The sequence below is a fragment of the Streptomyces sp. PKA51 genome (assembly GCF_057552455.1).
Window position 1 is genome coordinate 111,520 of sequence record NZ_BAAJPZ010000008.1, and the last position, 22,762, is coordinate 134,281.

General features: G+C 68.5%; 19 protein-coding genes. 16 read left to right on the forward strand and 3 right to left on the reverse strand.

The genetic code is table 11. The annotated features are described in order from the left end of the window. Positions 1-28: 28 nt before the first annotated feature. Positions 29-793, forward strand: a complete 765-nt coding sequence (ppgK, locus tag AC27L3_RS14950; protein WP_487234505.1) for a polyphosphate--glucose phosphotransferase — start codon at positions 29-31, stop codon at positions 791-793. Here ppgK and AC27L3_RS14955 read toward each other — a convergent pair. Beyond that, positions 690-1,241: a DUF6542 domain-containing protein gene (locus AC27L3_RS14955; protein WP_487234506.1), complete on the reverse strand. Its 552-nt coding sequence runs from the start codon at positions 1,239-1,241 to the stop codon at positions 690-692. The genes ppgK and AC27L3_RS14955 overlap by 104 nt on opposite strands. Before the next feature lie 241 nt (positions 1,242-1,482). Between AC27L3_RS14955 and ychF the strand changes: the two genes are divergently transcribed. The 3 genes from ychF (at position 1,483) to AC27L3_RS14970 (ending at position 3,533) form a co-directional block, all read left to right on the forward strand. Next, the gene (gene ychF / locus AC27L3_RS14960) at positions 1,483-2,571 is read left to right on the forward strand and encodes a redox-regulated ATPase YchF (RefSeq protein WP_487234507.1); all 1,089 of its coding nucleotides are present in this window, start codon (positions 1,483-1,485) and stop codon (positions 2,569-2,571) included. 282 nt (positions 2,572-2,853) lie between these two features. Next, positions 2,854-3,138, forward strand: a complete 285-nt coding sequence (locus tag AC27L3_RS14965; RefSeq protein ID WP_028438980.1) for a hypothetical protein — start codon at positions 2,854-2,856, stop codon at positions 3,136-3,138. Continuing rightward, positions 3,120-3,533, forward strand: coding sequence for a PIN domain-containing protein (locus AC27L3_RS14970; RefSeq protein ID WP_037661709.1), 414 nt, complete (start codon positions 3,120-3,122; stop codon positions 3,531-3,533). Before AC27L3_RS14965 ends, AC27L3_RS14970 begins: the two co-directional genes overlap by 19 nt. A 45-nt stretch (positions 3,534-3,578) precedes the next feature. On the opposite strand, the gene AC27L3_RS14975 is transcribed toward AC27L3_RS14970, so the two are convergent. Both AC27L3_RS14975 and AC27L3_RS14980 read right to left on the reverse strand, forming a co-directional pair. Beyond that, positions 3,579-3,782 (reverse strand): transposase, encoded by a 204-nt coding sequence (locus AC27L3_RS14975; RefSeq protein ID WP_487234508.1) that lies wholly within the window; start codon positions 3,780-3,782, stop codon positions 3,579-3,581. Between the two features lie 434 nt (positions 3,783-4,216). Then, positions 4,217-5,965, reverse strand: a complete 1,749-nt coding sequence (locus AC27L3_RS14980; RefSeq protein WP_487234509.1) for a DUF6119 family protein — start codon at positions 5,963-5,965, stop codon at positions 4,217-4,219. A 354-nt stretch (positions 5,966-6,319) separates the two neighbouring features. Here AC27L3_RS14980 and AC27L3_RS14985 point away from each other — a divergent pair, with 354 nt between their 5' ends. The 12 genes from AC27L3_RS14985 (at position 6,320) to AC27L3_RS15040 (ending at position 22,751) form a co-directional block, all read left to right on the forward strand. Continuing rightward, positions 6,320-8,485 (forward strand): hypothetical protein, encoded by a 2,166-nt coding sequence (locus tag AC27L3_RS14985; RefSeq protein ID WP_487234510.1) that lies wholly within the window; start codon positions 6,320-6,322, stop codon positions 8,483-8,485. 17 nt (positions 8,486-8,502) lie between these two features. Continuing rightward, positions 8,503-10,137 carry a class I SAM-dependent DNA methyltransferase gene (locus tag AC27L3_RS14990; RefSeq protein ID WP_487234511.1) on the forward strand — a complete coding sequence of 545 codons (1,635 nt, stop codon included), beginning with the start codon at positions 8,503-8,505 and terminating at the stop codon, positions 10,135-10,137. Beyond that, the gene (locus tag AC27L3_RS14995; RefSeq protein WP_487234512.1) at positions 10,130-11,245 is read left to right on the forward strand and encodes a restriction endonuclease subunit S; all 1,116 of its coding nucleotides are present in this window, start codon (positions 10,130-10,132) and stop codon (positions 11,243-11,245) included. The genes AC27L3_RS14990 and AC27L3_RS14995 overlap by 8 nt, the downstream gene beginning before the upstream one ends. Next, on the forward strand, positions 11,242-14,580 hold the full coding sequence (locus AC27L3_RS15000; RefSeq protein WP_487234513.1) for a type I restriction endonuclease subunit R: 3,339 nt from the start codon (positions 11,242-11,244) through the stop codon (positions 14,578-14,580). Before AC27L3_RS14995 ends, AC27L3_RS15000 begins: the two co-directional genes overlap by 4 nt. A gap of 225 nt (positions 14,581-14,805) precedes the next feature. Continuing rightward, on the forward strand, positions 14,806-14,991 hold the full coding sequence (locus tag AC27L3_RS15005; RefSeq protein WP_387822441.1) for a hypothetical protein: 186 nt from the start codon (positions 14,806-14,808) through the stop codon (positions 14,989-14,991). Further along, on the forward strand, positions 14,988-16,394 hold the full coding sequence (locus tag AC27L3_RS15010; protein ID WP_469872133.1) for an N-6 DNA methylase: 1,407 nt from the start codon (positions 14,988-14,990) through the stop codon (positions 16,392-16,394). The genes AC27L3_RS15005 and AC27L3_RS15010 overlap by 4 nt, the downstream gene beginning before the upstream one ends. Next, positions 16,375-17,568 (forward strand): restriction endonuclease subunit S domain-containing protein, encoded by a 1,194-nt coding sequence (locus AC27L3_RS15015; RefSeq protein WP_387822448.1) that lies wholly within the window; start codon positions 16,375-16,377, stop codon positions 17,566-17,568. Before AC27L3_RS15010 ends, AC27L3_RS15015 begins: the two co-directional genes overlap by 20 nt. A gap of 877 nt (positions 17,569-18,445) precedes the next feature. Beyond that, positions 18,446-19,198, forward strand: a complete 753-nt coding sequence (locus AC27L3_RS15020) for a GntR family transcriptional regulator (RefSeq protein ID WP_487234620.1) — start codon at positions 18,446-18,448, stop codon at positions 19,196-19,198. A 262-nt stretch (positions 19,199-19,460) separates the two neighbouring features. Further along, positions 19,461-21,104, forward strand: coding sequence for an APC family permease (locus AC27L3_RS15025; protein WP_487234514.1), 1,644 nt, complete (start codon positions 19,461-19,463; stop codon positions 21,102-21,104). 159 nt (positions 21,105-21,263) lie between these two features. Further along, a complete protein-coding gene (locus AC27L3_RS15030; RefSeq protein WP_344436710.1) occupies positions 21,264-21,443 on the forward strand; it encodes an SPOR domain-containing protein in 180 nt (59 codons plus the stop codon). A 333-nt stretch (positions 21,444-21,776) separates the two neighbouring features. Next, positions 21,777-22,178: a (deoxy)nucleoside triphosphate pyrophosphohydrolase gene (locus AC27L3_RS15035; protein WP_487234515.1), complete on the forward strand. Its 402-nt coding sequence runs from the start codon at positions 21,777-21,779 to the stop codon at positions 22,176-22,178. Between the two features lie 153 nt (positions 22,179-22,331). Beyond that, on the forward strand, positions 22,332-22,751 hold the full coding sequence (locus tag AC27L3_RS15040) for an ATP-binding protein (RefSeq protein ID WP_487234516.1): 420 nt from the start codon (positions 22,332-22,334) through the stop codon (positions 22,749-22,751). Positions 22,752-22,762 lie beyond the last annotated feature (11 nt).

Below are 22,762 nucleotides of genomic sequence, written 5' to 3' on the forward strand. Positions count from 1 at the left end.
GGCCGTCGCCACGCCGTAGCGTGTTCGTATGAACGCATTCGGCGTGGACATCGGCGGATCGGGCATCAAGGGGGCTCCCGTGGACCCGGTCCGCGGGGAGCTCGTGCAGGAACGCTTCAAGGTGCTCACCCCGCACCCGGCCACCCCGCAGGCGGTGGCCGAGGGCGTGCGGCAGGTGGTCGGGCACTTCGGCCGGCCGGGCGGGCCGGTGGGGGTGACGTTCCCCGGCGTGGTGGTGGACGGCACGACGCGTACGGCCGCCAACGTCGACAAGAGCTGGATCGGCACGGATGCCGCCGCTCTGCTCGGCGAGGCCCTCGGCGTGCCGGTGACGGTGCTCAACGACGCGGACGCGGCCGGCCTGGCCGAGATGACCCACGGCGCCGGCAAGGGCCGTACGGGCACGGTCGTCGTCCTGACCTTCGGTACCGGCATCGGCAGCGCCCTGTTCTCGGGCGGCCGGCTGGTGCCCAACACCGAGCTGGGCCACCTGGAGCTGCAGGGCCACGACGCGGAGACCCGCGCCTCCACCCGGGCCAAGGAGGAGGAGGACCTCACCTGGGGCCGCTGGGCCAAGCGGGTGGGGCGCTACCTGGCCCACGTGGAGATGCTGTTCTCGCCCGAGCTGTTCGTGATCGGCGGCGGCGTCAGCCGCAAGGCGGAGAAGTTCCTGCCGCTGATCGAGGGCGTCAGCGCCGAGGTCGTCCCCGCCCGTCTGCAGAACAACGCGGGGATCGTGGGGGCCGCGATGGCTGCTGCCGCCGCTGCCGTCGTTCCCGTCGGCGCACCCTGATCAGGGCGATCCGGCGGCAGAGCGCGATCAGCCCGGCGAGCAGGGTGCCGCTGTAGAGCCAGGCCGCGCTCAGCGACAACATGGTCACCAGGCTCATCACCCGTCCCACGAAGCCGCCCGAGGCGTCGCTGAGCGGGATCGCCCCCACCGCGTAGGCGATGGGCACGCTCACCGGGGCGGTCATCAGGTCCACCGGGCGCACCCACAGGGCGCAGGCCGCGGCGGCCAGCAGGAAGCACCCGCCGTACAGCCGGGGCGAGCCGCCCACCAGCGAATCCAGATAACCGGCGGCCAGCATGGCCAGCGTCGTCAGCAGCCCGCTGCCCAGCCCGGTCAGCCGGGCGGCGGGCAGCCGCCGCAGGACCGGGCGCGGGCCGGGCCCGGAGTGCCGCTCGTGCTCGCGGGCGGCGCCGTGGCGCTGTCCCACGGGGGCGGAGGGGCGGGGCACGGGGGATCCACGACGGGGCCCCCGCTGGGGGGTGCGCGTGCTGGGTTGCTCCACGCGACCAAACTAGGCAGGCCCCCGAGCGGAATCCGGGGCGGGACACGCCGTTTGCACCACCTTGGGCGTGTGTTCGAGGGATCATCCGTCAGGGGCCGGTGTGCGCCACCGCCCCGTAGACTGGGGGACCGGCCGCGTCACGGGGCGCGCGCCCCTCGTCCCTACGGAACCCACGGGAAGTCGCCACGTGTCGCTCACGATCGGAATCGTCGGTCTGCCGAATGTCGGCAAGTCGACCCTGTTCAACGCCCTGACCAAGAACGACGTCCTGGCGGCCAACTACCCGTTCGCCACCATCGAGCCCAACGTCGGCGTCGTGGGCGTGCCGGACGCCCGCCTGACCAAGCTGGCCGAGATCTTCGGCTCCCAGCGCATCCTGCCCGCCACCGTCGACTTCGTCGACATCGCCGGCATCGTGCGCGGCGCCAGCGAGGGCGAGGGCCTGGGCAACAAGTTCCTGGCGAACATCCGCGAGTCGGACGCCATCTGCCAGGTCATCCGCGCCTTCAAGGACGAGAACGTCGTCCACGTCGACGGCAAGGTCTCGCCCAAGGACGACATCGAGACCATCAACACCGAGCTGATCCTCGCGGACCTGCAGACCATCGAGAAGGTTCTGCCGCGCCTGCAGAAGGAAATGCGGATCAAGAAGGACGTCGCGCCCAAGGTCGCGGCGGTCGAGGCGGCCAAGGCCATCCTGGAGGAGGGCACCACCCTCTTCTCGGCCGGCATCGTCCAGGGCTCCGAGAAGGCCGAGCTCCTGCACGACCTCCACCTGCTGACCACCAAGCCCTTCCTCTACGTCTTCAACGTCGACGAGGACGAGCTGACCGACGAGGCCTTCAAGGACGAGCAGCGCGCCCTGGTCGCCCCCGCCGAGGCCATCTTCCTCAACGCCAAGCTGGAGGCCGACCTCGCCGAGCTGGACGAGGAGGACGCCATGGAGCTCCTGCAGTCCGTCGGCGCCGAGGAGCCCGGCCTTGCCACCCTGGCCCGCGTCGGCTTCGACACCCTCGGCCTGCAGACCTACCTGACGGCCGGCCCCAAGGAGTCCCGCGCCTGGACGATCAAGAAGGGCGCGACGGCCCCCGAGGCCGCCGGTGTGATCCACACCGACTTCCAGAAGGGCTTCATCAAGGCCGAGGTCATCTCCTTCGAGGACCTCGTCGCCACCGGCTCCGTAGCCGAGGCCCGCGCCGCGGGCAAGGCCCGCATGGAGGGCAAGGACTACGTGATGGCGGACGGCGACGTGGTGGAGTTCCGCTTCAACGTGTAGTGGGCGACTTACCACCACGTCGCTGATCTGGCAAACGTGCAGGTCAGAGAGGGTCCGACTCTCCCGAGTCGGGCCCTTTATTTTTTTCCCGTGCTGGGATGGTGCTGGGATAGCTGGCCCTTCGTCACCTGTCATCACCCCTGCTCATCCCTACCGTGCTGGGATCGTGCTGGGATGGGATAGGGGTGCCCGTGCTGGGATTTGCGTGAGCGGGGCGCTGACCGAGCTGTGAAGGTAGTGCAGACGTGGCGCTTTTCCTACTCGTTTGACACAATCGGGGGTATGGCTGAGGCGACGTACAGCATCGGGGAAGGGCCAGCGACGCGGGTGAGCTTGTCGCTGCCGGAGGGGACCGCGGAGGCGATCCGGGCTCGCGTGGGCAAGCGGGAGTTCTCCGCGTTCATCGCCGAGGCGGTCGAGCGTGAGCTGCGCGGACAGGTCCTGGACGAGTACCTGGCGGACTACGAGAGCCGCAAGGGGCCCGTCTCCGAGCCAGCTCGTCAGCGGGCGCGGCAGGTCTTCGACGAGGTGTTCGCCGAGGAGGCCGAGTGGCCCGCCGCAGGCTGAGTCACGAGGGGACGCTCGTCCTCGACAGCGAGGGACTCTCGAAGCTGCTCGCTGACGAAGAACAGGTGGTGGCTCTGATCGCTGAGGCGCGCTCGCGTGGCATGGAGGTCGTGATCAGTGCGCTCACCATCATCGAGGCCGTCCACGCCCGTACGAACAAGTCACGCCTGAACTGGGTGCTTTCCGGGCTGCGGGTCGTCCCGGTCGGTGACGAGGAGGCGAGGGCTGCCTCGAAGTTGCTGATGAATGCCGGATTGCACGGACACAAGTACGCGATCGATGCGGCCGTCGCCGAGGCCGCGCTGCGACAGCACCGCCCCGTGGTCATGCTGACTTCCGATATTGACGACATGGCCAAGCTGTGCGGCGAGCGGGTCCGGCTCGTGGCGGTGTGATTTCCCTTAGTCCGGCTCAGTAGGAGCGGGGGTTCTTCCTCCAGCTCACGGATCCTCTTGCGGGCAGCGGGCAGCGGGCAGCTCCGCCTCGACGGCGTCACTACTGCCCGGGACGACGGCCAGCGGCGAGGAATGGGCACCGACCCGACGTCCATCGGCAGCCCGGATCCAGTTCCTCAGCGTCTCGGTGTTCACTCCGAGATCGCCGGCGACGGACTTGATCGTCGAGCCCGGCCTCGACCGGTACAACGCGAATCGCGTCCGTCTTGGACTCGGCGGGGTAGTGCTTCATCCCCACAGGGACTCCGTTCTCCTGGAGCATCAAGACCCAAGTTTCTCCGGTGTCCAAAATCCGGGGTCAGGGCCCCACTCGTGCACTCGCGGTGATCGAACTCGGCCTCGACAGCCCTGAGCCGGAAGCCTGACGGCAGGCCCGGCCGGGGGCGCCTCAGCCGGTCAGGGCCGTGGGTCGTGGTCGATCAGCTTCAGGAGGCGTCAGTGCCTCGGCTTTCGTCTCCGGGGCGTCCATGTCCCAGTGAGCCAGCTCATTCCAGTACTCCTTGACGGCGGTGATGCGGCACATGAGTGGGAGCGTCGGCCGCTCGCAGGTAGGGGTGCGCTCAAGGGGAAGCGGATTCGGCCAGGCTCCGGGAGCGCTGCACGTGGTGAGCGGGCCCGGGCGGCTATGCAGCCTCGTCGAGCATGGCGGACTGGGCCGACTCGCTTTCGACGCTGATGACTTCGACGGTCACGCCGCGAGCGGCGAGGGCTTTCGCGGTCTGGGCCAGGGTGATGGCGGAGAACGGGAAGAGGGAGTCCGGCGTGAGCTTGGCTCCGTCCTTCAGAAGGATCGCGAAGACGACGCGGCGCGGGGTGAAGTCCTCGGGGATGCTGCGGGCCGGATCGCTGTTGACGTGTACGGACCGGGCGAACTCCGCGCGTACGGCCGCGTTCTCGAACAGGAGCTCAACGGAGACGCGCGCCTGGCTGAACAGGTGACTCAGCGGGCTTGAGGAGTGCGCGGGCTTCACGAGGACAAGAGTGTCGTCCTCGGTGAACAGGTCGCAGATCTCGACGGAGTTGCTTGCCCGAAAGGGGTTGTGGACATTCTTCTTGTCCAGGCAGACCCAGCCGCGACGGGCCTGGGCGGCCAGCTTGTTGTAGTCGCCTTCGTCTACGGGACGCATCACGCGCATACCCTTCTTGTTGAGCTTCTCGACGAGCGGCCAGCGGGGGAGATCGACGGAGGGCGCGTCGGGGAACAAGGGAGCCACGGTCTCGTTGACGTTGCGCAGGTAGCCCGCCCCGAGCTCGTACCACTCACCGTCGAGCAGACAGAACGTGCGGGAGCCGAGGGAGAAAGTGGCCTCGATCCACTTCATGGCGGTTTCCTTGGACAGGGCTTCCAGGGAGGCGGTGCGCGGGGCGAGCGCGGTCCGTGCGGAGAGCGTGTCACGAAACAGTTCGACGGTGCCCTGCCGGAGCGCCGTGACGCGGGCGCCTGCCTTGATCACACGGGCCCGCTCCAGGACGTAGTCGAGACTGAACTCGTCCCGGAGGTGGGGCGGGCAGGACCCGATCTTGATGGTGCAGGCGGTGGACCGGGGCAGGTCGGTGCTCTGGGAGAAGGGGACGGCGGTGATGATCCGGCCGTCTGCGGGACGGCCGAGCGTGGCGTCCAGTTCCGCGTCGAGCGCGTCGATGAGGGAAGGGTCCTTGACCGCGGTGATGTGCTCGACGAAGGCCAGGTCGGGGTGGGGAACGACGTGCTCGCAGATCGCGGCGATGGCGCGGATGTCCTTGATCAGTGTGGCGGGGGTGGTGCCGAGTTTGATACGGAGACCGATGCCGCCTTCCGCGGTCATGGCCCCGTTACTGGTGCCGCTCCCTGCGGTGAGGTCGACTTCGTCGAGGTAGCCGCCGAGGTGGCGGATGATCCGCCCGTGGTCCCGGAGGCCGAGTGCCGGTACGGAGGCGCCGGCATGGATCAGAGAACTGTCGATGCGCGCCTGGCCGAGGACGCTGGCAGTGAAGTCCCGCACCTGACGCGGGTTGATGGCGCGGATACCGAAGGACAGACCGAAGCGCGCGTCCTTGAGCTGGGTGGGGAGAAGCCGGTACCCCTGGTCGAAGCCGATCGCGTACACCGCGCCATCGACGGCGAGCATGAGCAGTGCGCCGGTGCGCTGCTCGCTCTGCAGCAGGTCCGACCCGTCGGTGAGCCGGAGGATGTCCTTGCCCCAGGCGGCTTCCTCCTTCGCTACGGCGAAGGACACCGCGAGGGCGGGAACTCCCATGTGATCGCTGACGTCGCGCACGACCGCGTCCAGGGTGTCGAGGGCGTCGACGTCGAGGGCTTCGAGCATCGACTCAGGGGTCGCCTTGACGTGGGTCAGGCGGTACAGGGTGCGCTTCGACGCGGTGCTGGACACAGAGGTCTCCTGGGGCGAGGTTGCGGTGCGGTTTGGTAACACGAGCGGCCTTACGGGACGGGTGGTGTCGAGGCGGACAGGGGTGAGTGCCCGGCAAGGGAGCAGAGGTGCGGCGATGAGGACGCCGATGCGGTCGGACTCGGATGGGGCTGGCGTCCCGGCGGGTGGTGCCGGGGTGATGGTGACGACAGTGGCAGAAGATTGGAGGTGAAATTGTTCTAGAACCTGATAACCCTGGTTATCAACCGCTGGCGAAGATGAGAGCCCGACCGGCTGTAGCGTGTGAGGTGCCCCCTGGGAGAAACGTTCTCGACCGAGAGCACGAGGCAGTCGTCACGAAGGGAGCGGAACCGCATGGCTGGCGCACGTGAAGCAACCGATCCCATCCTGCCCGAGGAGATCTCCTGGCGGATCAGTTACGCCGAAATCGGGACCTTGGCCCAGGTCCAACGTCCCGTCGTCACCACCTGGGCCCGCCGACACGCGGATTTCCCCGAGCCCATCGCGTACGAGGGAGCCAGCCCGCTCTTCGACGGCCGTGAAGTCGCCGAATGGCTTCTGTCCACTGGCCGCGGCAATGCCGACGCCGGCCAGATCCGGGCGGAGCTGGTGCTCCACACCCTGTCCGCCTGGCGGCGCGCGATGCCCGCTCGCGCGCTGGTCGACACGGTGACGGCGCTGCTCTGCCTGCGCCAGCTCCTCGACGAACCCCTTGCCGACCTGCCCTGGCAGGCGATCCTGGAGCGTGCCGCAGAGACCGACTTCGACGACACCTTCCTCCAAAGAGAGCTGCGCGACCTGCCGGACGCCGACCGTCAGGGCCCCCTGCTCGCCGTGCTCGCCGACCAGCTCACCGAGGCTGCCTACACCCCGGCCGAAGCGCTCGAACGGGTCATGGACGCGCGCCGCCGCCTGGGTTGCGACGACCTCGTCGCCGATGAACCGATTCCGCTGGTGAGCCGCACGATGGCCCGCCTGACCGGCCTCGCGCGACTGAACGAGCGCGAGGAAGGAGCGACGGCCGCCGTCCTGCATCCCCGCAGCGGCGACCTGCTGGTCGCCCTGCACGAATCCGTGTCCGACGCCGAGGACTCACCCTTCTTTCTCTCCGCGGACCCGATGCCGGACCTGGCCCGGCTCGCCCGCCGCCGCCTCATGGCACAGGGGGTCCAGGAATTCGAGATGGACCTTGCCGACGGCGAGGAACTGGCCACGGAAGACTGGGGAAACCCGCACGTCATCGCCTGCTGCCTGCCCTATGAGGCGGCCGAGACCCGCAGCCCGCTCGCCGTCCTGCAGAGCCTGCAGGACCTCACCGACCTCCTCGCCGAGGACCGCACCGCCGTCGTCCTGGGACCCGCCGACGCGCTCGTCCGGCCCCTGCCCGCCCGCGGGGAAGCGGACCGTCTGCGCCGGGAATTCCTGGAACAGCACCTCCTCAAGGCCGCGATCAGCCTCCCCGAAGGCGTACTCCCCTTCCGCCCGGCCCACCGCACCGCGATCTGGCTCCTGCACCGCACCCCCGAAGACAAGCGCACCGGCCAGATCCTCCTCGCCGACCTCTCCTCACGCCCCCTCACCCCGCAGACCCTGGACGCGCTGGCCGAGGACATCGACATCTTCCGCGACGCCGGCTGGCGGACGGACAGCCGCCACGAACCGCGCCACGCCGCCGTCGTCCGGGCCACCGCGCTGACCAGCGCACCCGGTGCCGCGTTCACCCCACAGCACCGCCCGCACGCCGACCGCTACACCCGCACCGTCGTCGAACGCCCGGCCCGCATCTCCGAGACCGAACTCCGCCTCCAGCAGCTGATCGACGCCACCCGCAGCGCCCTCGACCACGCGCCCACGATCCGCGCCAACGCCGTCCTGCGCCCCGACGACCAGCCGGCCCGCCGCACCACCGTGGCCCGCCTGCTCAAGGACCGCCGCCTGCGCCGACTGCCCGGCCACCGCATCGCCGCCGAACACCTCCTCACCGGCGGCGCGGGCCACTACACGGTCCTCACCCCGGCCGAGATCACCGGCAGCGCGGCGGTCGGCAGCCACCGCATCGACCGCGCCGTACTCCACACCACCTACGAGCACGCCTACTTCACCGAACCCGGCGACATCGTCGTCACCGCCACCCCGAGCTTCGGCGCGTACGTCGACGACGAGGGCCTGTCGGTGGTGGCCTTCCCCGCCCGCGTCCTGCGCGCACGGTCCGACGCCGAGCATCCCGTAAGGCCCCGCGCCCTGGCGGCGCTCCTGCGCTCGGCGGCCACCGAACACCGGCGGGTGAGCGGCGCGGTCCGCTCCGCCCGCCGCATAGAAGACCTCCTCATCCCCGACCTCCCCAGCGACGAGGCCGAGCGCTACGACGCGCTCCTGGCCGACATCGCCCGCCGAACAGCCCTGCTGCGCCAGCACGCGGCGGCCCTCGACGACCTGACCACCCTGACCGCCGCCGGCCTCGTCGACGGCACGCTGACCCTCACCGAACCCCCTCTCGTCCGACCCTCATCCGACTCGTGAAGGAGACCCGAGCGCCCATGCCTCCCCGGAAGAAGAAGCCCGCCGACCAGGCGGAGCTGTTCACCGCCTCCACGCCCAAGGAGATCCAGGCCATCCTCTGGAAGGCCGCCGACAAGCTGCGCGGCTCCATGGACGCCAACCAGTACAAGGAGTTCGTCCTCGGCCTGATCTTCCTCAAGTACGTCTCTGACGCCTTCGAAGAGCGCCGCGAACAGCTCGCCAAGGAGCTCGCGGAGGAGGGCATCGCCGAAGACCGTCTGGAGGAGTTCCTGGAGGACCAGGACGAGTACACCGGGCACCACGTTTTCTGGGTCCCCGAGAGCGCCCGCTGGTCGTCGATCTCCGCCAACGCCAAGAGCGGCAACGTAGGCGAGGTCCTCGACCAGGCGATGGACGCCATCATGAAGGCCAACCCGTCGCTGACCGGCGTCCTCCCTAAGATCTTCAACAAGGACAACGTCGACAAGAAGCGCATGGCCGAACTCGTCGACCTCATCACCGACGCCCGCTTCGGCGGCAGCGACGACAAGCCCGCCCAGGACGTCCTCGGCGAGGTCTACGAGTACTTCCTCGGCAACTTCGCCCGCGCGGAAGGCAAGCGGGGTGGCGAGTTCTACACCCCGAGCAGCGTCGTCCGTCTCCTTGTGGAGGTCCTGGAACCGTACGAGGGCCGGGTGTACGACCCGGCCTGCGGCTCGGGCGGCATGTTCGTCCAGGCCGCCAAGTTCATCGAGGCCCACCGGGGCCGCGGCCACAAGGCTGACATTTCTGTCTACGGCCAGGAGCTCAATGAGCGCACCTGGCGCCTGGCCAAGATGAACCTCGCCATTCACGGCATCGACGGCAACCTCGCCGGCCGCTGGGGCGACACCTTCGCCGACGACAAACACCCCGACCTCAAGGCCGACTATGTGATGGCCAACCCGCCCTTCAACATCAAGGACTGGGCGCGCAACGAGTCGGACCCGCGGTGGAAGTTCGGTGTCCCGCCGAGGGGTAACGCCAACTACGCCTGGCTACAGCACATGATCAGCAAGCTGGGGGAGCGGGGAACGGCGGGCGTCGTCCTCGCCAACGGCTCGATGAGCAGCCAGCAGAGCGGCGAGGGGGAGATCCGGCAGGCGCTGGTGGACGGGGACATGGTGGCGTGCATGGTCGCGCTGCCGGCCCAGCTGTTCCGGACGACGGCGATCCCGGCTTGTTTGTGGTTCCTGGCGAAGGACAAGTCGCCGGGGGGTGTGAAGGGGCAGAAGGTCGCGGCCGCGGACCGCCGGGGCGAGATCCTGTTCATCGACGCCCGGGACATGGGCGAGATGGTCGACCGCACCGAGCGGGTCCTGACGGACGCCGACCTCGCGAAGATCGCGGGGACCTACCACGCATGGCGCGGGACGACGAGCGCGAAGGACGCGGGGGAGAAGTACGCGGACGTGCCGGGCTTCTGCGCGAGCGCGGACCTCAAGACGGTCCAGGAACACGGGTACGTCCTGACGCCCGGGCGGTACGTCGGAGCGGCTGAGGCGGAGGAAGAGGACGCCGAGGCGGTCGGGGAGAAGATCGCGCGGCTGACGGGGGAGCTGTACGAGCTGTTCGACAAGTCGGACGAGCTGGCCAAGATGGTGCGCGAGCAGCTGGGGAGGGTCGATGTCTGAATGGACTCGCACTACGCTTGACCAGCTTGTGAAGCTGCGTCGTGGCCACGACCTTCCGACGACGAGCCGGAACCCGGGAAATGTTCCGGTGGTCGGAGCGGCTGGGCCAAGTGGATTTCATGACACGGCGATCGCGAAGGCCCCCGGCGTCGTTGTTGGGCGCGCTGGGGCTTCCATGGGGCACGCTACATACTGCGCCGAAGATTTTTGGCCGCTCAATACCTCGCTTTACGTGACTGACTTCATGGGGAATGACCCTAGGTTTGTCTATCACCTGCTGGGGGAGATCGACTTTTCTGGATACAATTCCGGCGCTGCCCAGCCAATGCTTAACAGGAATTACATCACGCAGATTCCTATTAGTCTTCCGGAACCTGATGAACAGCGCGCCATTGCGGCTGTACTTGGGGCGCTGGACGACAAGATCGCCGTCAATGAGCGCATCGCGAGCACCGCGGATCAGCTAGCGGACGCGGTCTTCGACCGTGCTGTTCGGTCGGTGGGCTCGCGCCCCATGGTGGAGATTGCCGAGCCGGTGCTTGGAGGCACCCCGGACCGTAAAGTGGAGGAGTTCTGGGATGGCGACCTCCCATGGGCCTCTGTGAAGGATGTTGCGAACTCGGTAGCCGGCACTCTCGTGGTGACCGAGGAGTGCATCACGACACTCGGCGAGCAGAGCTCTCGCGCTAAGCGCATGCCAGCAGGGGCAGTGATCCTGACGGCGCGTGGGACAGTCGGCCTGGTGGCGCGCTTGACGATTTCCGCGGCCTTCAATCAGTCGTGCTATGCATTCATTCCAGGCGAAATTCCTCCGGCTGTCCTGTTCCATCTGATTCGACTCGCCTCTACTCGGATGCTGGGGCTCGCCCATGGGACTGTCTTCTCGACCGTCAACATGAAGACGTTTCAGCATGTTGAGGTTCCTGACATTCCGAGGGGACTCTTGCATTCCTTGGAGGCGGAACTGAGCCCCTTGCATGGGCTCATTGAGGCAAACTTGAAAGAGTCTTTGACTCTTTCAGCCCTCCGCGACACCCTCCTCCCCCAACTCATGTCCGGCCGACTCCGCGTCAAGGACGCCGAGAAGATTGTCGAGGACCACGTATGACCACGCACGGGAACGACAACGGCAGCAGCGACACCCCCGACGGCACCACCCCCGGCACCCCCACCCCCGACAACTTCCGCCCCCTCGAAATCGACTGGGAGTTTCTCGCCCTCGAAGAGCTCGTGGAGCTCGACTGGCCGAAGGCCGAGGGCAATGAGCTCGCCCCCGGTTCCGGGCACCGCCGTTCCTGGGACGACCTGATCCTCTACTCCGATCTCCACGAGGCCATCGAGCGGCTGAACCCCGACCTCCCCCCGGAGGCCGTCCGTGAGGCCCTCGCGACCGCCGCGACCCCGGCCTCCCAGGACACGTACGAGGAGAACCGGACTGCACACGGCTACCTGACCGACGGCATCCACTCCGTCACGTACACCGACGCGCTCGGCGCCGAGCACACGCCGACCGTCCGGATCGTCGACCTGGAGAACGCGGACGCGAACACATACCGCGCCGTCCGCCAGGTGACCGTGATAAACGGCGAGCGCAACCGCCGCTTCGACCTCGTCCTGTACGTCAACGGCCTCCCGCTCGCCGTCATCGAGCTCAAGCGGGCCGGCGACCCGAACACCACCCTCGCCGCCGCGCACACCCAGATACGGCACTACGTCGAGGAGTTCCCGACCGCCTTCCGCTACAACGCGGTCGTGCTGCTCTCCGACGGGATCACCGCGAAGTACGGCACCCCCTTCACCCCGTACGAGCACTTCGCCCCGTGGAACACCGACGAGTTCGGCGCCCGCGTGGACACCGTGGACGCCGCCGCCGTCCACGCCGACGCCGATGCCGACGTCCCGACCGGCCAGGACCTCGCCCTGCACGGCCTGTTCACCCAGCCCCGCTTCCTCGCCCTCGTCCGGTCCTTCATCAACTTCGTGCCCGGCAAGCGCATGAAGCGGATCGCGAAGCCGCACCAGTACTTCGCGGTCACTCGCGCCGCGGACGCCGTACGCCGCGCCGCCGCGACCGACGGCAAGGCCGGCGTGGTCTGGCACACGCAGGGCTCGGGCAAGTCCGAGGAGATGGTGCTGACCACCAACCTCGTCATGCGCGACCCCGCCCTGCACAACCCCACCGTGGTGGTCGTCACCGACCGTACCGACCTCGACGACCAGCTCTTCGACACTTTCAAGGAGAGCGAGGTCCTCCCGGAACAGCCCCACCAGTTCCTCAACCGCGCCGCACTCCGCGAAGAGCTCGCCGCCAAGCGCACCGGCGGCATCCTCTTCACCACCCTGCAGAAGTTCGGCCGCACCAAACAGGAGAAGGAGTCCGGGACCGACCACCCGCTCCTCTCCGAGCGGCGCAACATCGTCGTCGTGGTCGACGAGGCCCACCGCAGTCACTACGACCACCTCGACGGCTACGCCCGCCACCTGCGCGACGCGCTCCCGCACGCCACGCTCCTCGCCTTCACCGGCACCCCGATCTCCGAGGCCGACCGCAACACCCGCGAGGTCTTCGGCGACTACATCGACACCTACGACCTCAAGCGGGCCGCCGACGACGGCGCGACCGTGAAGGTCTACCACGAGAGCCGCGTCGTCCAGCTCGTCCTCGACCACGACGTCGACCCCACCACCATCGACACCGAGGCCGACCGCATCACCGACGGCCTGGACGACACCGAGCGCATCCGCGTCGAGCAGGCCGTCGCCACCATGAACGCCATGTACGGCGCCCCCGCCCGGATACGCGACCTAACCCGGGACCTGGTCGAACACTGGGAAGCGCGCCGTACGGCGATGCTGCCGTTCGTCGCGGACGCCGACGACGCACCCGGCGGCGCCCCCGGCAAGGCGATGCTCGTCTGCGCCACCCGCGAGATCTGCGTCCGCGTCTACGACGCCCTGAAGGAACTGCGTCCCGACTGGCACACGGACGACCCCACCACCGGCGCCATGAAGATCGTCTACTCCTCGGACTCCCGCAAGGACTCCGAGGAACTGCGCGCCCACGCCCTGCGCGACTCCCAGCGCAAGGCCGTCATCAACCGTGCCAAGGACCCCGAGGACGAACTCCAGCTCCTCATCGTCAACAACATGCTCCTGACCGGCTTCGACGCGCCGCCCATCCACACCATGTACCTGGACCGGCCGCTGCGCGGCGCCGGCCTGATGCAGGCCCTGGCCCGCGTCAACCGCCGCTTCCGCAAGAAGGAAGACGGCCTGCTCGTCGGCTATGCCCCCCTCACCGAGAACCTCCAGAAGGCCATCGCCGAGTACTCCGCCGACGACCAGGCCGACCGGACCCTCGGCCAGGACATCGACCGCGCCCTGGACGAACTCCTCAACGAGTACGACATCCTCGACCAGATGCTCCTCGGCTGGAACTGGCGCGAACGCCTCTCCCGCCCTGACGCGAAGGCCTTCGTCAAGGCGGCCTACACCACGGCCGAGTACCTTCGCAGCCCCGCCACCCCGGGCAACAACCCCGACCAGCTCGACGACCCGAACCAGACCCTCAGCCGCCGCTTTCGCGAACACGGCTACCGCCTGGAACGCTTCTTCGCCCTGGCCGGGTCCTCCGCCGACATCGGCTCCCGGTTCACCGACCAGCCGTACTGGAAGCGCGACATCCAGTTCCTCGTCGAGGTCCGTACGTACATGGCGAAGCTCGACGCCATGGACCGCGAGGCACAGGGCCTGCCCGTCGCCCGCGACGTCGCCCTCTACCTCTCCCAGCTCACCTCCGCCGTCGTGGAGACCGGCGGTGTCACCGACCTCTTCTCCGAGGCCGGGCTGGACAAGGCCGACCTCACCCACCTCAACGACGCCCTCGTCGGCCGCCTGCAGAACAGCGAAACCCCGCACCTGGCCGCTGAAGCCCTGCGCCGCCTCGTCGAGCAGAAGATGCGCGAGCAGACCCGGCACAACATCGTCCGCCAGACCGCGTTCTCGAGGCGTCTCCAGGACCTGATGACCCGCTACATGCGTCAGCAGCTCACCAGCGCCGAGATCATCGCCCAGCTGGTGGAACTGGCCAAGACGGTCGCGGAGGACGCCCGGCGGGGCGAGAAGTTCACCCCGCCGCTGGGCGACGACGAACTCGCCTTCTACGACGCGGTCGCCGACCTCGGCAGCGCTCGCGACCTCATGGGCGACGAGGTCCTCTCCGGTATCGCCCGGGACCTCGTGGTCCAGGTCCGCAGGAACCTCAAGAAGGACTGGATCGCCCGCGAAACGGTCCGGGCCAGGCTCCGCGCCACCATCAGGCGCCTCCTGGCCCGCCACGGTTACCCGCCCGAGCAGTCCAAGGAAGCGATCGACCTGGTGATCCGCCAGATGGAACACTTCGCCGACAAGTGGTCCCAGGACGGCTCGGCCGCCGACGCATAGCCCCCGCTCATCTCGCTTCTGGCCCCGGCAAGCGTCTGTTTGCCGGGGCCGTCGTCTGCCCGACCGGATGTCCTTCGCGGGGCCGGCAGGGGCTGCGCCCGACCGCCTTACGGCAAAAGCAAATTCCCGTGCTGCGAGACGTGGAGTGCGTCAGGCCACTACTTTCAAGTCCGCGGAACGAACCGCAGAACTGCTAACTGCTGGTGAAGCCGAGGGAGTTGTGGCATGTCGCAGCGAGCGCTGCTGTTGGTGGTGGTCGTCCTGGCGTCCGTGGTGGTGGGGCTCGTGGCCGGCATCCTCGAGTTCGTGGGCGCGGGAGGGGTCGTCACGGCCATCCAGAACGGTGGTGCCGCCTGCGGAGCCACTGTTCTCATCGGGCTGGCGGTCGTCTCCTGGCTGAGGTCGTCGTGACCCAGGAGGAAGGGGCGAACGAAGAGGGGCGGCTGAAGTACCGGCGAGTGCTGCGGGCCGTCGAGAAGCTGCGCAGCGTCGCCGATGCCGCGACGACGTACCGGCTTGCCTTTCAAGTGGTCTACCTTCACTGCTGGTCCCGCCATGGAACACCGGCGGAGGCGGACCGGCTGTGGGGGCCGGGTTCGGCGTCAGCGGGGGCCACGCTCGGCGCAGTGTGGCCGCGCACGCCCGTTGCTCGTGCCCACGGTCTTCCTGCGTATCGCGACGAAGGTGTGAGTCGTCCCTTCGAGCTCATCGACCCGGCTCTCCGTGAGCTGATCGCGGAGGTGCGGCAGCTGGATCCGGATCCGAGGCTCCTTGACGTGCTCCTCGACACGTACTCGACACGCTATGCGCGTGGCGATGACTACTTCACGTCAAACGACCTGGCGCACCTCTTCGCGGGGCTGGCCGCTCCCCGAGGAGGCGAGATTGTTCGGGACCCGGTGTGCGGCAGCGGGCGGCTGCTGCGCGCCGCCGCGCAGCGGGCTCGGGCACAGGGGGGTGAGGTGCGCTTGTCCGGTGCGGATATCAACCGGACGGCGCGCTATGCCGCAGCCGTCAACCTTGCCCTGCACGGATTCCATGCCGATCTCGGCAAGGAAGGAGCTGACACCCTCAGGGCGGGCACTTCACCGACACCGGCCGACGTGATCGTCGCAAACCCTCCCGTGAACCAGCGGGACTGGGGGCACGGTGAACTGAAGGACGACTGGCGGTGGACCCTGGGGGTGCCACGCCCGGGCAACGCGAACTTCGCCTGGGTTCAGCACATCCTTGCCGATCTCACGCCACAGGGACGGGCCGTCGTTCTGCTGTCTTCCGGCGCGGCGCACAGCAGCAACAGCACCGACGGACTGATCCGCCGTGGGCTGCTGGAGAACGGTCTGGTCGTGGGCGTCGTGGCCTTGCCGACATGGCTCTTTCCGCACACCAGCGCGAGCACGGCGCTGTGGCTGCTGGCCAAAGGGGAGCGGCCGCACTCCGATCAGGTCTTGTTCGCGGATGCAGGGAAACTGCCAGCGGCGAAGGAGGGGCAGCGGCGCCACTTCGCAAAGGACTCGGCCGAACGCCTGCTGCAGATCTTCGGTGAATGGCAGGGACTTCGACGCCGTGAGGGCGAGGGGGACCCCGAATCCGTCCCATGGTGCCGTGCGGCGAGGTACAAGGAAATCGCTGAGGCGGGCTTCGATCTGACTCCCGCACGCTACGTACGGAACGGGGGCACCGCGCAGTTGCATTCAAGTGACGGAGACCGGAACCGGAAGGCCGAGCTGTATGAGTGCATGGATCGTAGCGCCGCAGCCAGGAACCGAGTCCGTGATGCCCTGGAGAGCAGGCATGACTACAGAATCGGATGATGTCCCCACTCCGTGGCCCCTCGTTGAGTTGCGTGAGTTTCCTGGGGTCGAGTACGCCGCCTACGGAATTGCGCGACAGCAGAAGGCATCCGGCGGAATCCCTATGATCCGCGCCACAGAGATTGTCGAGGGAGGTGTGCACGTCCAGGAGTTCACATTTGTGCCTCCCGAGGTGGCCAAACGCCACCCACGCAGCACGCTGAGGTCTGGGGACCTCCTTGTCGTGCTCGTGGGGCGCGTGGGGGAGGCGGCAGTTGCAGGGGAGGAGCACGCAGGATGGAATGTCGCCAGGTCGCTCGCGGTCGTCCGCTGGACACCAGAAGGCCGCGCCCAACAATGGGATCTGTGGCTTCGATGGTGGCTGAAGACCTCGCAGAGCCAGAGCTATCTCACGCTGTCCTCGTCGAACGCCGAGCACATGACCTTGCCTCTGCAGGCACTCAACCGACTTCCCGTACCAGTGCCTCCAGCGCCGGTGCGGGAGAGGCTGCTTTCGCTGATCTCGCTTGCTGAGCGCAAGAATGCGTTGAACACCCGGATTGTGTCTTGCGCGACGGAACTAGCGGATGCGCATTTCATGGAGGCGCTGCAGACGTGCGGGCAAGGTCCCGCTACCGAGCGTGCGGTGGGCGAAGTGTGTCAGGTTACGGCTGGTGCGGCACAGTCTCTGCCGGACAGCGAGCAGTCGGCTATGCCGTGGGTGTCTCCCCGCGAAGTACTGAACTGCAAGACAGTACATCTGGGTGCAGTGACTTCACGCACCGTGGCGCAAGCGGAGGTTGTATGCCCGTCCGGCAGCCTCTTGATCGCGCCCCGTCCCGGGGAGGTGCGGACCGTGCTCACTACTACCCCGGTAGTGCCAGGTCGGCGGACGCTCGCGATGTACACGGAGTCCGAGGTCGATCGGATGTGGTTGTTGCACTCGCTGCGTTACCGGAGGCGGGAGTTGACGGCCGTTACGCAGGGTGAGCAGGCCCGCGCGATGAGGCGCAAGGACTTTTCCCGTTACAAGATCCCCTGGCCGACCGATGCGGTGAGGCGGGACTTCGCCAGGCGGGCTGCTGCCCTGCACGACCTCGCCTACGCCTCCGCCAGGGAGCGACACGTGATGGAGGAGCTGGTGGTGCACGAGCTGGAGAAGGGGGGCCTGGCGCGTCTCACCTCGGCCAGCTGAATGCCGAGCTGATCCACGTTGCCCCTCTCTGGAGCACGGAATCCAACGCTCTGAACGAACGGCACAGTACCGCGCGCACCGTTTCTCCGCTGGCGGTCCGAGAGAGCCCTGACCAGCCATGTTTGGGCGCCACCGGCAGGACTCGAACCTGCCGCCAAGCGCTTAGAAGGCGCCTGCTCCACCCGCTGAGCTACGCAGGCTGACCTGCGACAGCGCGGAAGCTTCTGACTATGCCCCGCCAAACCGGGGGTGTACGGGACCCGCGGACGCTCGCGCCGGCCCTAAAGTCTGGACGTACATTCTGGGAGGCGGCCAGGCGTCGGAGCTGGCCACTAGCGTCCGGGGAGACCGCGAGTGAGCGCGAGCGCTGTGCTGCTTTGCGAGGTTCGGTGCGGTGGCGCGAGCCTGATGTGGCGCTCGTAGAAGTTCCGCAGAATTCAGGCGTGTGCGGGCGCTTCCGGGTAGCGTTGGCGATCTTCGGTCTTCTTGTACTTTGTCGCGCATCCCGTGCTGGGATGGTGCTGGGATGCGCCCGTATTTCCGCAGGTCAGAGCCTTGTCGTGGAGTTCCGCTTCAACGTCTGATCGTTTCCGCCGCACGGGTGGATCGTGAAGGGCCGGGCTCCGTCGAGCCCGGCCCTTTCGCGTGCCGCCGGGCGGATGCGGACCGGACGGTCCGTAGCGCTGCGTGCTCGCCGGACGGGGGAGGGGTCCGGAGGGGTCGCCCGGGGGTGCCTGGCGCGGGTGTGGTGGCGGGATGCGGGGCTGCGCGGGCTGAGCTGGGGTTCGCTGCGGACTGTCGCGCCATGGCCAGAGGTTGCGGACCGCAACGTTCGGTTGCCAAGCTGTTGCGGACTGTCAACCCCTTGGGAGTGGACGTGGCCTTCGGTGACCAGCCCGCATACCTTCGAGTGGCCGGCGACCTCCGGCAGAAAATCATCGCGGGCGAGCTGCCGCCGCACACCCGGCTACCGTCCCAGGCGCGCATCCGGGAGCAGTACGGCGTCTCGGACACCGTGGCCCTGGAGGCCCGCAAGGTCCTGATGGCGGAGGGGCTCGTCGAGGGCAGATCCGGCTCGGGGACGTACGTACGCGAGCAGCCGGTGCCCCGGGCCGTGGTGCGCACGGGGTACCGCGGGGTGGGGGAGTCCACGCCGTTCCGCCAGGAGCAGGCCAACGAGCGGGTCAAGGGCACCTGGGAGTCCCGCAGCGAGCAGGTGTCGGCCGATGCGCGGATCGCGCGGCGGCTGCGGATCGGGCCGGGCGAGAAGGTGATGCGCACCGACTACCTCTTCCGCTCCGGCGGCGAGCCCTGCATGCTCTCGACCTCCTTCGAGCCGCTCGCGCTGACCGGGCGCACGCCGGTGATGCTGCCGGAGGAGGGGCCGCTGGCGGGCCGGGGCGTGGTGGACCGGATGGCGGCCATCGACCTGATCGTGGACAACGTCACCGAGGAGGTCAGCGCGCGCCCCGGGCTGGCCGAGGAGACGCTCGCGCTCGGCGGGGTGCCCGGTCACGGCGTGCTGGTGGTCTCGCGGACGTACTACGCGGGCGGCTGTCCCGTGGAGACGGCGGACGTCGTGATGCTCGCCGAGCGGTACCGGGTCGCCTACCACCTGCCGGTGAAGTAGGCGTGAACCCGATGTGAAACTTACTCGCGGGTCAGCTTCACGACCCGTGCCCCGCCCTGCCCGCCGGCCGGACCGGCGGGTGGGAAGCGTAGGGATTGTCCCGGTTCGCCCCGGTCCGGAACCCCCACTGGTGATGTTGCAAAACTCACAGACGGCCAGCTCAGGGCCTTTTGGCATTAACCGACTCGACCAAAACGCCCGTACGATGGCGCGGTTTGTGTTCCTGCCGTGGGGGATGAGAAAGAAAAGGAGATCCGGGGCGTTGAGTACCGAACAGGGTTCCCAATCGAATTACCGCCGGACCCTCGGCACGACGGCCCTGACGGCCGTCGGCCTCGGGTCGATCATCGGCTCCGGCTGGCTGTTCGGCGCCGAGCGCGCCGCCGTGCTCGCCGGCCCCGCCGCGATCTTTGCCTGGGTCATCGGCGCCGTGGTGGCGCTGACCATCGCCCTGACCTACACCGAGCTCGGCTCGATGTTCCCCAAGGCGGGCGGCATGGTGCGGTACGGGCAGTTCTCGCACGGCTCCCTGGCGGGCTACATGGCCGCCTGGGCCAACTGGATCGCCATCGTCTCCGTGATCCCCGGTGAGGCGACCGCGTCGATCCAGTACATGAGCTCCTGGAAGTTCGACTGGGCGGGCAAGCTCTTCGACGGCAAGGAGCTCACCGGCACCGGTCTCGCCGCGGCGAGCGTGCTGGTCGTCTTCTACTTCTTCCTGAACTGGTTCGCGATCACCCTGTTCGCCAAGACGAACAACGCGATCACCGTGTTCAAGGTCGTGGTCCCGGCGCTGACCGCCGGCGCGCTGATCTTCGCGCACTTCGACACCAGCAACATCGGCTCCGCCCACGGCGGCTTCGCCCCCAACGGCTGGAGCGCCGTCTTCAGCGCCGTCGCCGTCGCGGGCATCGTCTGGGCCTTCAACGGCTTCCAGTCGCCGCTGAACATGGCCGCCGAGGCCCGCAACCCCGGCAAGTCGCTGCCGAAGGCCGTCGTCGGCTCCATCCTGATCGCGCTGGTCATCTACATCGCGCTGCAGGTCGCCTTCCTCATGGCCGTCCCCGCCGCGGACCTCTCCGGCGGCTGGAACACCCTGGCCTACAAGTCCCCGCTGGCGGACCTGTCCATCACCTGGGGCCTGAACTGGCTCGCCCTGCTGCTCTACGCGGACGCCTTCATCTCCCCGTCCGGCACCGGCATGATCTACGCGGCCACCACCTCGCGCATGATCCACGGTGTCCAGGAGAACGGCCACCTGCCCAAGGTCTTCGGCAAGGTCGACCCCAAGACCGGTGTGCCGCGCCCCGCGCTGCTGCTCAACCTGGCGATCTCCTTCGTCTTCCTCGCCGTCTTCCGCGGCTGGGGCTCGATCGCCGAGATCGTCGGTGTCGCCACCGTCATCTCCTACATCACCGGCCCCGTCGCCGTGATGTCGCTGCGCCGCATCGCGCCGGACATGAAGCGCCCGGTCAAGCTCAAGGCCATGCCGGTCATCGCCCCCATAGCGATGATCTTTGGTTCGCTGGTCATGTACTGGGCCCGCTGGCCGCTGACGGGCAAGGTCATCTTCATCATGGCCATCGGCCTGCCGATCTGGGCCTGGTACGAGCTGCGCAAGCCGTGGGCCGAGCTCAAGCCGCACCTGCAGGCCGGCGCCTGGATGGTGACCTACCTGCTGGTGATGGCCCTGGTCTCGTGGGCCGGCGGCACCGAGTTCGGCGGCAAGGGCTACCTGCCGCAGGGCGTGGACATCGCCGTGGTTGTCCTGATCGCTCTGGTCTTCTACGTGTGGGGCGTGCGCAGCGCGTGGCGCAACCCCACCCTTGAGCAGGTCGAGAAGGAAATGACGGACCTCGCCGCGACCGAGGTCGCCGAGGAGCAGGAGCTCGCCCCGGCGAAGTGATCCGCTCGCGTGGCCGAATGCGTACCTCTTCGTGAAAACCCGTATCCGGTGCGTAAAGTCCGGGCGTACGCTCGGGCATATGCGGACTGCGGTTTCTTCGGAAGTAGTCACCGAAGGGCGTGCGCCGGTGCACGCGGCGACAGCGGGAGGGCAGGAGCGATGACGGACACCGGACCGGTCCTGCCCTGGCTCGTGATCCGCCAGGACGAGAACGGCAACCGCTACCGCGTCGGCCGCTACGCCACCAGGACGGAGGCGGAGCGCGTGGCCGACCGGCTCGACGCCGAGGGCAACCGACGGCTGTACGTCGTCGAGCGCGTCGGCCGGGCCGTCACGTAGGCCGTGCCCGGCGGATCTGCGCCGCGGGGCTGTGCCGATCTGCGGCTGCGTCGTGGCTTGTCGCGCAGTTCCCCGCGCCCCTATGGGGCGCCCCGTCAGGGGCGCGGGGAACTGCGCGATCGGCCACCGACGGCCCGCAGCTGACACACCACCCCGGGGTCCGGGCGATCTGCGGGCGCGTCGTGGTTGTCGCGCCCACGCGGCGCAGCCGCAGATCGACACCGCCCCGCGCCCCTGACGGGGCACTGCACGATCTGCCCGGACACGGGCCGGCGCTCCGGCGCCGCCCCCGGCCCGGCACCCTTGGGGTGCCGGGCCTTACGCTTACCCCTCGTGACGAGCGAGCGTGTGGTGGTGGGCGGAGCGGTTCTCCGTGACGGACGGCTGCTGGCCGCGCGGCGCAGTGCCCCGCCCGAGCTCGCCGGCCGCTGGGAGCTGCCCGGTGGCAAGCTGGAGCCGGGCGAGAGCGCCCCGCAGGCGCTCGTACGGGAGCTGCGCGAGGAGCTCGGCGTCGAGACCGAGCCGCTGGAGCGCATCGCGGGGCAGTGGCCGCTGAAGCCCGGCTACGTCCTGCAGGTCTGGACGGCCCGACTGGTGGCGGGCGAGCCGCGGCCGCTGCAGGACCACGACGAGCTGCGCTGGCTGGCCCCCGGCGACATCGACGACGTCGACTGGCTGGAGCAGGACCGCCCCGCGGCCGCCGCGGCCGCCCGCCTCCTGACCGGCGCCTCCTGACCCGCACCGGCCGACCGTCTTCTGTACGCCGAATGCGGCACCTGAGGCGGACGGTCCCGGTCAGGGAAGATAGTCCGACCCCCATACCGGGTATGTGCTGATTATTAGCCCCAAAGACGGACATGCCGGAGGGGTCGTGCAGCGGTCTGGGAAGTGGTCGGCGTGAGCGACAGCACGGGGACCTTGGCCTCGACTCCCGGCTTCGCCGAATGGAGCTTCCCCGCGGAGGCCGGCGCCGTGCGCACCGCGCGCACGCTCGTGCGCGACACCCTGCACGAGTGGGGCCTGGACTCCGTCGTGGACGTCACCGTGCTGCTCGTCAGCGAGCTCGTCACCAACTCCCTGCGCCACGCCACCGGCCCCATCGGCCTTCGGATGTACTCCCACGCCGGCCCCAGCCTGCTGGTCGAGGTCTCCGACCCGCTGCCCGACCCGCCCCGCGAACGCGCGGCCGAGGCCGACGACGAGGGCGGCCGTGGCCTGCAATTGGTGGCATCGGCCTCCCGTCGCTGGGGAACCCGACCTGGTAACCAGGGAAAGACCGTGTGGTTCGAGCTGAGCCTGCCCGGTTAGTAACCCAGGGA

Excerpts from the sequence above, each read along its gene's own strand:
- AC27L3_RS14965 (WP_028438980.1), top strand. The coding sequence starts at position 2,854 with ATGGCTGAGGCGACGTACAGCATCGGGGAAGGGCCAGCGACGCGGGTG.
- AC27L3_RS15015 (WP_387822448.1), top strand. The coding sequence starts at position 16,375 with ATGACTACAGAATCGGATGATGTCCCCACTCCGTGGCCCCTCGTTGAG.
- AC27L3_RS15005 (WP_387822441.1), top strand. The coding sequence starts at position 14,806 with ATGTCGCAGCGAGCGCTGCTGTTGGTGGTGGTCGTCCTGGCGTCCGTG.
- AC27L3_RS15030 (WP_344436710.1), top strand. The coding sequence starts at position 21,264 with ATGACGGACACCGGACCGGTCCTGCCCTGGCTCGTGATCCGCCAGGAC.
- AC27L3_RS14990 (WP_487234511.1), top strand. The coding sequence starts at position 8,503 with ATGCCTCCCCGGAAGAAGAAGCCCGCCGACCAGGCGGAGCTGTTCACC.
- ppgK (WP_487234505.1), top strand. The coding sequence starts at position 29 with ATGAACGCATTCGGCGTGGACATCGGCGGATCGGGCATCAAGGGGGCT.
- AC27L3_RS15000 (WP_487234513.1), top strand. The coding sequence starts at position 11,242 with ATGACCACGCACGGGAACGACAACGGCAGCAGCGACACCCCCGACGGC.
- AC27L3_RS14985 (WP_487234510.1), top strand. The coding sequence starts at position 6,320 with ATGGCTGGCGCACGTGAAGCAACCGATCCCATCCTGCCCGAGGAGATC.
- AC27L3_RS14995 (WP_487234512.1), top strand. The coding sequence starts at position 10,130 with ATGTCTGAATGGACTCGCACTACGCTTGACCAGCTTGTGAAGCTGCGT.